We start from the raw sequence: 11255 nt of genomic DNA, 5'->3' as shown, positions 1-11255 counted from the left end.
GGTGATCACGTCTGCGGGATCCGCGTCATGACGGTCGCCGGCCATCCGCCGACCCGGACCCCGGTCGAGGACATCTGGCCGCTGTCGCCGCTCCAGGAGGGCCTGCTCTTCCACACCGTGTACGACGAGCAGGCGACCACCATGTACACCGCCCAGTTCGTCACGGCCGTGGACGGACCGCTGGACCCGGCCGTACTGCGGGCGTCGTGGCAGGCGGTGCTGGACCGGCACGCGAGCCTCCGGGCCGGATTCCGGCAGCTCGCCGGACGGCAGCGGCCCGTGCAGGTGATCGCCCGGCACCGGGACATCCCGTGGCACGAGGTCGACCTCGACGCGCTTCCCGGGGACGCGGCGACGGCGGAGGCCGAGGCCGAGCGCCTCGCCGCCGAGGCCACCGCCGAGCCGTTCGACGTGACCACGCCGCCGCTGCTGCGGGTGCTCCTCGTCAGACTGGCACCCGAGAAGCACCGGATGATCCTCACCCTGCACCACATCCTCATCGACGGCTGGTCCCTGCCGATCCTCATGCGCGAGCTGTGGGCCGCGTACGACGCGGGGGGCAGCACCGCCGCGCTGCCCCCGGTGACCTCGTACCGCGAGTATCTGGTGTGGCTGGCCGCTCAGGACCGCGACGCCTCCCTGCGGGTGTGGCGGGAGGCGCTCGCGGGCCCGACGGAGCCGACCCGGGTCGCGCCGGCCGCCGACCATGCCGACGCCCCGCCCGCCCTGGCCGGTTCGGTCTTCGCCGCCGTCGACGGGGAGCGGGAGACCGCGCTGCGCGCCCTCGCCGCCCGGTACTCCCTCACGGTCAACACCGTCGTCCAGGTCGCCTGGGCGATCCTGCTGGGTGGGCTGACCGACCGCCGCGACGTGGTGTTCGGCGCGATCACGGCCGTACGTCCGACGGATCTTCCCGGCCTGGAGACGATGCTGGGCCTGTTCCTCAACACCGTGCCGGTACGGGTACGACTCGACCCGGCCCGGCGCGTCGCCGACCTGCTGGTGCAGGTACAACAGGAGCAGGCGGCGCTGCTGGACCACCAGTACGTGGGCCTCGCCGACATCCAGCGTACGGCCGGACCGGGCGCCCGCTTCGACACCGTACTGGTGTTCCAGAACTTCCCCCGCGACCCCCGGGGCAGGTCCGGTACCGGTGGCCCGAGACTCACCCCGCTGGCCGGGCGGCAGATGGCGAAGTACCCGCTCTCCCTGACCGTGAGCCCGGCGGACCGGCTGGACCTCCGGCTCAACTACCGGCCGGATCTGTTCGACGGGAACGACGCCCAGCGGATCCTCGACCGGCTGGTACGGGTGCTGACCCGGATGGTGGCCGATCCCGATGCCCGGATCGGCCACCTGGACCTGCTCGCCGAGGCGGAACGTACCCGGGTGCTCCACGAGTGGAACGACACCGCAATACCGGTCCCGCCGATGCCGCTGGGCCGGCTCTTCGAGGCGCAGGTGGACCGCACCCCGGACGCGGTGGCGGTGCGGGGCGAGGGGCGGTCGTCGACGTACGCGCGGCTGGACGCGGCGGCGAACCGCCTGGCGCGGGAGTTGGTGTCCCGGGGAGTCGAGCGCGGCGACCTGGTCGGGGTGCTGCTGGAACGGTCGGTGGACCTCGCGACGGCATGGCTCGGCGTGACGAAGGCGGGCGCCGGCTTCGTGCCGGTCGATCCGGCGTACCCGGCGGCGCGGATCGGTTTCGTGATCGGTAACGCCGATCCGGCGGTGGTGGTGTGTTCCCCGGCCACGGCGGGCCTGGTCCCGCCGGACCGCATCCGCCTGCTCGTGGACGATCCCTCGGTGGCGGGGCGGTCGAGCCGCCGCCTGGGTGCCGCCGATCCCCCGGTGGGGCCCGACGACCCGGCGTACGTCGTCTACACGTCGGGGTCGACGGGTGCCCCGAAGGGTGTGCTGGTGACGCATCGCGGGCTGGCGAACCTGGCGACCGCCCAGATCCGTCGGTTCGGGGTGGAACCGCGATCACGGGTCCTGCAGTTGGCCTCGCCCAGCTTCGACGCGGCGGTGTCGGAGTTCTGCGTGGCGCTGCTGTCCGGGGCCTGCCTGGTGCTGGTGGGACCGGACCGCCTGCCGCCGCTCGGATCGCTGGCCGCGACCGCGCGGGAGTTCGGGGTGACCCACCTGACGGTGCCGCCGTCCGTACTGGCCTCGGTGCCGGAGTTGCCCGCCGGGGTGGGCACGGTCGTGGTGGCCGGGGAGGAGTGCCCGCCGTCGCTGGTGGCCCGGTGGTCGCCGGGGCGGCGGATGGTCAACGCGTACGGGCCGACCGAGGTGACCGTGTGCGCCACGATGAGCGAGCCGCTGCCGGAGGACGTCGGTGCCGGGCCGGTGCCGATCGGGGGCCCGATCGCCAACACCCGGGTGCTGCTGCTCGACGGGTTCCTCCGGCCGGTGCCACCCGGTGTCACCGGCGAGGTCTACGTGACCGGCCCCGGCCTGGCCCGGGGCTACCTGCGCCAGCCGGCCCTGACGGCCGAGCGCTTCGTCGCCTGCCCCGTCGCCTGCCCCGTCGGCGAACCGCATGGCGGGACAGACGGCGCGACGGGCGGCGGGACGGGCGGCCGCATGTACCGCACCGGCGACCTGGCGCGGTGGACCGACCAGGGTCAGTTGCTGTTCGCCGGCCGGGCGGACGACCAGGTGAAGATCCGCGGGTTCCGGGTCGAGCCGCGCGAGGTCGAGGCGGTCCTCGCCACGCACGAGTCCGTGGGTCGGGTCGCGGTCGTCGCCCGGGAGGACCGTCCGGGAGACGTCCGCCTGGTCGGCTACGTCGTTCCGGCCCCCGGAGCGCCGGTGGACACCGTCGCGCTGCGCGGGTTCGTGGCCGACCGGGCCCCCGACTTCCTGGTCCCGGCCGCGCTGGTGGTGCTGCCGTCGCTGCCGCTGACCGCGAACGGCAAGGTGGACCGGGCCGCGCTGCCGGCTCCCGACCTGGCGGGCCACGGGCGGGGCCCGGAGTCGGCGGTGGAGGAACTGCTGTGCCAGATGTTCGCCGAGGTGCTGGGCCTGGCCCGGATGGGTGCGGACGAGTCGTTCTTCGACCTCGGCGGGGACTCGCTGCTGGCCATGAGACTGATCGCCCGGGTGCAGGCGATGTTCCACGCCGAGATCAGCGTCGGTGACCTGTTCCTCGATCCGACGGTCGCGGGGGTGGCCCGCCTTCTCGACGATGCCGCCGGAAAACCGGCGGTGCCGCTCGCACCGATGTCCCGTCCGGAGCGGGTGCCGCTGTCGTCCGCGCAGGAGCGGATGTGGTTCCTCAACCGCCTGGACGACGTACCGAGTTCGGTCTACAACGTCTCGTTCGCGCTGCGGATCTCCGGCGATCTGCACCCGGCGGCGCTGGACGCGGCGCTGGGCGACGTCGCGGACCGGCACGAGAGCCTGCGAACCGTCTTCCCGGAGGCCGGCGGCGCTCCGTACCAGCGGATCCTGGCCGGGCCATCGGGGCGCCGGCCACTGGTCGTGGTACCGACCGACGAGGACCGGCTGACGGCGGAGCTGGCCGGGTACGCGGACCGGGGATTCGACCTCCGCACCGAGGTGCCGTGGCGGGTGTGGCTGCTCGTGCTGGGTCCGTCGGACGCCGTGCTGCTGGTGGTGGCGCACCACATCGCGGTGGACGGCTGGTCGATCGAGGTGCTGGCCCAGGACCTGAGTACCGCCTATGCGGCCAGACGGGCGGGGAACGCCCCGCGGTGGGAGCCGTTGCCGGTGCAGTACGCCGACTACGCGCTGTGGCAACGCCGGGTGCTGGGCGACCTCTCCGATCCGGACAGCGTGGTCAGCGCACAGCTCGCGTACTGGCGGCGGGCGTTGGCGGGCGTACCCGAGGAGGTGGCGCTGCCGGCCGACCGGCGCCGGCCGGAGGCGTCCTCGTTCCGGGGCGAGTCGGTCGTGTTCCGGCTGGACGCGCGGGCCCATGCCCGGCTGGCGGAGCTGGCCCGGCACGAGAAGGTGACGATGTTCATGCTCGCCCAGGCCGCGCTGGGGGTGCTGCTCTGTCGAATGGGTGCGGGCACCGACATCCCGATCGGTACGGCGATCGCCGGCCGGGGCGACGCGGCCCTCGACCGGCTGGTCGGGTTCTTCGTCAACACGCTGGTGCTGCGCACCGACCTGAGCGGCGACCCGTCCTTCGTGGAGGTGCTGACCCGGGTACGCCGGGCCGACCTGGCCGCGTACGCGCATCAGGGCCTGCCGTTCGAGCGGCTGGTCGAGGATCTCAATCCGGCGCGCTCGCTCTCCCGCAACCCGTTGTTCCAGATCCTGCTCGCCGTCCGGGCCGGCACCCCGGCCCGGTGGGACCTGCCGGGGGTTCAGGTCCGCCCGCTGCGGGCCGGACCGCTCGCCGCCCGGGTCGACCTGGCCGTCGATCTGGTCGAGCGGCGTGCCGACGACGGGGGCCCGGCCGGGATCGAGGGCACGATCCTGTACGCCACCGACCTGTTCGACGCGCCGACGGCGGCGGCGCTGGCCGAGCGTTTCGCCCGGGTGCTGGAGCGGGTCGCGGTCGAGCCGGGTACCCGGCTCAGCCGGATCGACGTCCTGGACGGGCCCGAACGGTCCCGGGTGACGGTCGGCTGGAACGACACCGCCCGGCCGATCCCGCCCGGTACCGTGCTGGACCTGTTCGCGGACCGCGTGACGCGGTCGCCGGACACGGTGGCGGTGCGGTGCGGTACCGAGGCCCTGACCTACGGTGAGCTGGAGGCGCAGGCGAACCGGCTGGCCCGGTACCTGGCCGCGGTCGGGGTGGGTCGCGAGGACGTGGTGGGTCTGTGCCTGCCGCGCGGCGTGCGGCTGGTGGTCGCGATCATGTCCGTCTGGAAGAGCGGCGCGGCGTACACCTACCTCGACCCGGACTATCCGGCGGACCGCCTGGGCTATCTGCTGGCCGACAGCGGGGCGGTCGTGGTGCTCGGGGCGGCCGGGACGCTGGCGGGCGTGTCGCTCGGCACGGCCCGGCCCGTGGTGCTGGACGGTGGCTCGGTGGCGGCGATCGCGGCCGAGTCGGCCGAGTCGCCGGGCACACCGGTGGATCCGCGCCAGGTCGCGTACGTGACGTACACGTCGGGTTCGACCGGCCGTCCGAAGGGCGTGGCGGTCGCCCACGGCGGTCTGGTGAACCTGGCCCAGGCCATGCGGCCCCGGCTCGGTGTGTCCGAGGGTGTGGTGGCGCTGCAGTTCGCCTCCTTCAGCTTCGACGCGTCCGTCTTCGACGTCGTCGTCGTGCTCGCCGCGGGCGGCACCCTGGCGATCGCGACGGACGACGAGCGGGGCGACCCGGACACGCTGGTCGAGATGATCCGCTCGGCGGACGTCCGGGTGGCCAGCGTGGTTCCCACCCTGCTGGGCGTGCTGGACCCGGCCGCCGTGCCAGGGGTGACGAACTGGGTGGTCGGTGCCGAACGCCTGACCGCGGCCCTGGCGAGCCGATGGGCGACTCCCGGGCGGCTGTGCAACACCTACGGTCCGACCGAGGCGACCGTGATGACGACGGCCGGCGTCGTCGACGCGGGGATCCGGCCCGACGACGCCGCTCCGTCGATCGGCCGGCCGATCGACAACGCCCGGATGTATGTGCTGGACGGTCTTCTCCAGCCCGTTCCCGTCGGGGTGACCGGCGAGCTGTACATCGCCGGTCCGGGTCTGGCCCGGGGGTACGTCGGGCGGCCGGGCCGGACGGGCGGAAGTTTCGTGGCCTGTCCCTTCGGCGGGCCCGGCGAGCGGATGTACCGCACCGGCGACCTCGTGCGCTGGGCCCCCGACGGTCAGGTGCTGTTCGTGGGGCGGGCGGATGCGCAGGTGAAGATCCGTGGATTCCGGGTGGAACCCGGCGAGGTCGAGGCCGCGCTCGCCGCCCATCCGGCCGTCGGCCAGATCGCCGTCCTCGCCCGCGAGGACCGGCCCGGCGAGCGGTGCCTGGTCGCGTACGTCGTGCCGGCCGACGGTGGTGCGGTGGACCCGGGCATGCTCCGGGATTTCGCGGCCGACCGGTTGCCCGACTACATGCTGCCGACGGTGATGGTTCTGGAGGGGCTTCCGGTGACGACGAACGGAAAGCTGGACCGGGCCGCGCTGCCCGCCCTGAGCCGGCCGGTGGACCGTGGACCACGCACCGACGCCGAGCGGGCGGTGCACCGGATCTGGTCCGAGGTGCTGGGCCGCGCGGACATCGGGATGCGGGACAAGTTCTTCGACGCCGGCGGGAACTCGATGAGCCTGATCCCGCTGCGCGGCGAGCTGTCCCGGCTGGCGGGGACGGAGGTGCCGCTCGCGCTGCTGTTCGAGCACTCGACCGTCGAGGCGATGGCCGCGCTGGTCGACCGGTACCGCCTCGTTCCGGTCGACGAAGAGGACAGCTACGAGCTCTAGCACGGGACGGCCGCGACGGACCGGCCCGGGGAGCGGACCGGAAGCCAAAAAACGGAGGTACGAGATGACGCCCGAGGTGGCGATTGCCCGGACCGGCACCACCCTGCCGGTGATCGGTGTCGTCGGCGCCGGTCAGATGGGGGTGGGCGTCGGCCAGTGCTTCGCGGAGGCCGGTCACCCCGTGACGGTGGTCGAACCGTCCGCGTCGGCCCGCGCGAGCGTGTCCCGGCGCCTGGTCGGCGGCCTGCGGTTGTCCGTCCTCGGCGGTCGCAAGGGCGTCGACTTCGACGAGGTGATCTCGCGGATACGGTGCACGGCCGACCTGGACGACCTGCGGGACGCGGCCTTCGTGGTGGAGTGCGCCCCGGAGCGGACGCCGCTCAAGGAGGACATCTTCCGCCGGCTCGGCGGGATCTGCCCGACCGGCACCGTCCTGGCGTCGTGTACCTCGGCGATCCCGATCGCCCGCCTGGGCGCGGCGTCGGGGCGCCCGGACCGGGTTCTCGGCACGCACCTGATGAATCCCGCTCCGATCAAGCGCGCCGTCGAGGTGGTCACGGCGCCGGACACCAGCCCGGCCACCCTGCGCAGCACCGTGGATCTGCTGAGGAGCATCGGCAAGGAGCCCATCGTGGTCGGCGACGCGCCCGGGTTCGTCACCAACCGGGTACTGATGCTGATGATCAACGAGGCCGCGGCCGTCGTCCGGGAGGACACCGCCACACCGGCGGTCGTCGACAAGATCTTCCAGGAGTGTTTCGGGCATCCCACCGGCCCGCTGGCCACCGCCGACCTCATCGGTCTGGACACCGTCGTCGACACCTTGGCGGTGTTGCTCGACCACACCGGAGACGCGCGCTTCGTGCCCTGCCCGCTGCTGGTGGAACTGGTCGACGCCGGCCGCACCGGGCGGAAGAGCGGAGCGGGCTTCCACACCTACTGAGCGCACCCCGTCCGCCGCCGGCCGGGCTTCCGGCGCTCGGGCCACCCCCGGTACCCACGGGCGTCGTGATCCGCCCGGCACGATCGGGGCCGGTTCGTCTACGCGGTCTCGGCCGAACGGGCGACGGATGTCAGGCGGATCAGGGTGAGGCCGTAGGCGACGATCCACACGACCCAGATGAGCCAACCGACAAGGCCGAGGAGACCGACCGGTCCGGGGTCGTCGATGACCAGCGGGCCCAGCACGGCCGAGCCGAACTGGAGTGCGGCGGCCAGCAGGCCGATCCCACCGAGCCAACGGTGGATCAGGCCGGCGCGTCGGCCGCTGACGGACAGGCCCGTCATGGCCAGTGCCAGGAAGGTGCCGTTGAAGACGAACAGCGCGTCGTGCAGTGCCCAGAGTCCGGCGATCGTGTCGCTGTCCTGTGCGGTTGTCGAGGCGAGCGCGAGCCGGGTGGCCATCACGCCGGTGAAGGTGATGTTCTGCAGGATCACCCCGGCGAATCCGACCAGGGACCAGGCTGTCCCTTGCGCGCGGTCGGATCGCCACAGCACGGAGACCGCGCCCGCGCCGAACAGGGTGGCCAGCACCCAGGCGATCGGTGCGAGTGCTGAGGCCACGCCGACGATGTCCTTCTGGGTGGTGAAGAACTGGAGCACGTCGCCGGTTTCCGCACCGGTGTGGGGCAGGCCCGCTGGCACCAGGACGACGTTGACGGAGACGATCAGGATGGCGAAGCCGAGTCCGGCGAGGCCGGCGATCCGGGGGAACGGCCAGGTGCTCCACCCGACGCCGAGGTTACGCAACATGTATTCAATATAATGTGCGACAAGTAAAAGGGGCAAGCCATGGGTGCCGAGACAGGCAGACGCAGGTACGAATCGCTGCGCCGTGCCGCTTCAGCGGCGGAGACCAGAGGCGAGATCGCCAGCGCGGCCCGTCGGCTGTTCGTCTCCCAGGGTTGGGCGGCGACGACGGTACGGGACGTGGCGCGCGAGGCCGGAGTCTCGGTGCCGACCGTCTACGCGACGTACGGGAACAAGACCGGTCTCACCCAGGCCCTGGCCGAGGCGGCCAATCTCGCCGCCGATCCGGCACAGGCGCTCGCCGACCTGGACGGCGCCGGGAACGATCCCCAAGGGCAGCTCGCGGCGATGGCCGCCTACGACCGGCGCCTGTTCGAACGCGCCGGTGACGTGATCACACTCGTACGCGAGGTGGGCCGTTCCGAACCGGTACTGGCGGCCACCTACCGCGAGGGCCGTCAGCGGGCCGACGAGACCAGGATCCACGTGTTTTCGTCCTGGCCGGCCGGCGTCCTCCGCGATGGACTGGACATAGCGAAGGCCACCGACATCTACGCGGCGATCTGCAACATCGACGTCTACCACACCCTCACCGACGAACGGGGCTGGCAACCCGATCAGGTCGAACGCTGGTGGACCGGGGCCCTGGCCCGTGAACTGCTGAGCTGAAGGTGCCCGACGACCACCGGGGAGAACCCGACGACCACCGGGGAGAATGGGACGGCGTGCAGCGCCGCAGCCACGACGACTACCCGTTGCCGCCCCTGGCGATGGCCAGGATCGAGTCGGCCTTCGCCAGCCACGGTCCACGGTCGACGTGCTGGTCGCCACCGCCGTCCCAGTTCGGCTGGGCGTGGGCGTCGCCGGAGGTCGTCAGGTACAGGTGCCGGGCGAGGCGTTCCCGGGCGTCCGGAGCCAACGGCGTCCCGACGGCGTTCCGTTCGACGGCGAGGGCGTGTCGGACGGCGTAGAGCATGCCGTTGGTGTCGGCACTCCCCCGCGTCCAGGCGTCGAGGGCGGCCCGCTCGGGGACGGTCAGGTTTCCCCACCGCGCGCCAGCCACGACCTGAATGGACCTGTCGCCCACCCGCAGCACTTCGGCGCCGCCGGTCAACGCCTTGTCGACCTCCCAGTCCTCGTGCTGCCCGCCCCGGGTGCCGCGCCATGCGGCGGTCTCCGACGGATGGTCCTTGACATAGGTGGTGTGGGCGCTGGAGACGACGCTGCCGTCGGGTAGGTGGGCGGCGCGGATCTGGTCGGTCATGGTCGCTCCTTTTCTCGCCACAGCGCTGATGATCTGCGTACCGTCTGGCAATACCCAAATCTCACCGAACGCCACAATCACCCAAACTGGGTGAGACGGGGTGGAGCGGCCGATAAGTCCGATCGACAGGGTGCCGAGGTCGATCTGCTCTGCATCGTTGCGTGGGATGGCTACGTCGGCCAGTTCACCCGTAGGTGGTGTCGCCGTCGCCGAAAACCTACGCTACGGCCCGGTCAACACCCTGCGGAGGCTCGCCGAAGACAACGCCGACGAGAGCCGTACCCTCTCGTCGGCGCCGCGAGGACGCGTCCCGGCGCTAGAGGTTCAAGGTGCGCCGGACGTACGACGCGCAGGTCGTGTTGACCGCCTTGAACCCCACGCCGAAGTACTTCTTGGCCGCCTCGTCATAGCCCAGGTCGCCGTGCAGCGCGTTCATCGCCCACTGGAACATCTTGGCCTCGCCGTACCGGCTGGCCATGCAGCTGATGCCGAGTTGCGAGAGCCCGTAGAAGACCGCCGCGGCCTCGTTGGAGGCCGATTCGGGCAGCGGCGCCAGCCCGATCGAGTTCGACCACTTGCCCCGCCGGACGTGGGAGCGGACCGCGTTCATGTTGCCCGACGCGGTGGGTCCCTTCGGCGCGTACTCGATGTACTCCGCGATCCCTTCCGTGATCCACTGGTTCGTGTTGTAGATCCCGGCAGCACCGTCGTTGGACCCGGTGGCGGTCACCACGTGGCCGAATTCGTGGCGCAGGACGCTCTCGACGCTGTTGCGACCCATGGCGCTCATCTTCAGCACCACGTCACTGCGGATCTTGCCGGACTGGTAGGCGTACCCGACCGAATACTTGGCGCTCTGCCCGCCCAGCCACTTGTTCCACTCCTTGTCCCCGGCCAGGAACACGACGTAACGTGGCGGCGGCTCGCGGCCGGCAACCTTGGCGTACTGGTCGGCGACCTTCGCGGCACGCTCGGCGGCCGCGGTGACCTCGCCGAGTCGGTTGGCCTGGGCGGGCGGCGCGGCCACGATGACCCGGTTGCCCTCCTGGAAGTCCAGGCTGTCCCACTCCCAGGGCAGTGGACGCAGGCTGTAGGTGTCCGTCGGCGGCTGGTTGAGCCCGGTGATCAGGTAACCGTCGCCCCGCTGGCTGACCTTGGGGCGGTAGGTGAACTGCGCCGCGTCGGAGGTGAACCGGGACGGCGGCGGGCAGGTCGGCGTCTCGAAGCAGTAGGACACGAAGACGTCCAGCTGCACCTTCTGGTCCTCGGCCCCCGGACCCTGCGGAAACACCGGCGGAATGCCCATCATCATCTGCCAGGAGGAGATCCGCAGCGCCCGCAGGATCTTGTACTGGTTGCGGTAGTGGTCGTACAGCGCCGTATAGCTCTTGTCGACCGGGGCCAGGTAGCCCGCCTCGTCCCCGCGCAGCAGCGCCTCCGCCTGCGCCTTCAGCATGGCCTCGACGGCGTCGTCCGGACTCAGGGTCACCGTCGACGACGGTGAGGCGGACCCGCTCGCCGTCGTGCGCGGGCTGTTCCCCGATGCGCAACCGGCGGCGGCGAGCAGCGCGGTGGTCAGCGCGACCGCGAGCGCTTCCCGCGCTCCCCGAAAACGTCTCGCCTGCTGCTCCTGGTCGCGCGTCACGCCGTCCTCCCCGTTTTCTGGTGCGATGATCTAAGCACCTGCGGGCCCGCGACGGTATCCCACCGCCGAACTGCGTTCGATGCCTTGTCCGGCAAGGCATCGAGGGCGCCGCGACCACGGCGTACGGGGCCGAAATGCGGCCGCACCCGGCACGCGCGTACCTGCGCCACATCACCGCCGGTACGAACGGCCGGG

Annotated in this window: 6 protein-coding genes; 3 read left to right on the top strand and 3 right to left on the bottom strand. The window is 72.0% G+C overall.

The window, feature by feature from the left end; all coding sequences use genetic code 11:
- Window positions 1-27: 27 nt before the first annotated feature.
- On the top strand, window positions 28-6402 hold the full coding sequence (locus I0C86_RS11110; RefSeq protein WP_196201135.1) for a non-ribosomal peptide synthetase: 6375 nt from the start codon (window positions 28-30) through the stop codon (window positions 6400-6402).
- A 64-nt stretch (window positions 6403-6466) separates the two neighbouring features.
- Complete coding sequence (locus tag I0C86_RS11105) at window positions 6467-7345, top strand: 3-hydroxyacyl-CoA dehydrogenase family protein (RefSeq protein WP_196201134.1); 879 nt, start codon at window positions 6467-6469, stop codon at window positions 7343-7345.
- Window positions 7346-7443: 98 nt separating this feature from the next.
- Here I0C86_RS11105 and I0C86_RS11100 read toward each other — a convergent pair whose 3' ends face one another.
- The gene (locus I0C86_RS11100; protein WP_230393956.1) at window positions 7444-8154 is read right to left on the bottom strand and encodes a hypothetical protein; all 711 of its coding nucleotides are present in this window, start codon (window positions 8152-8154) and stop codon (window positions 7444-7446) included.
- A gap of 39 nt (window positions 8155-8193) precedes the next feature.
- Here I0C86_RS11100 and I0C86_RS11095 point away from each other — a divergent pair, with 39 nt between their 5' ends.
- Window positions 8194-8820 (top strand): TetR/AcrR family transcriptional regulator, encoded by a 627-nt coding sequence (locus I0C86_RS11095; RefSeq protein ID WP_196201133.1) that lies wholly within the window; start codon window positions 8194-8196, stop codon window positions 8818-8820.
- 79 nt (window positions 8821-8899) lie between these two features.
- Here I0C86_RS11095 and I0C86_RS11090 read toward each other — a convergent pair whose 3' ends face one another.
- Entirely contained in the window at window positions 8900-9415 is a 516-nt protein-coding gene (locus I0C86_RS11090; RefSeq protein WP_196201132.1) for a hypothetical protein, read from the bottom strand.
- 316 nt (window positions 9416-9731) lie between these two features.
- Window positions 9732-11060 (bottom strand): hypothetical protein, encoded by a 1329-nt coding sequence (locus tag I0C86_RS11085; protein ID WP_196201131.1) that lies wholly within the window; start codon window positions 11058-11060, stop codon window positions 9732-9734.
- Window positions 11061-11255 lie beyond the last annotated feature (195 nt).

Source organism: Plantactinospora alkalitolerans, assembly GCF_015690345.1.
Taxonomy (GTDB): domain Bacteria; phylum Actinomycetota; class Actinomycetes; order Mycobacteriales; family Micromonosporaceae; genus Plantactinospora; species Plantactinospora alkalitolerans.
This window is presented reverse-complemented; position numbering and strand designations above follow the sequence as displayed.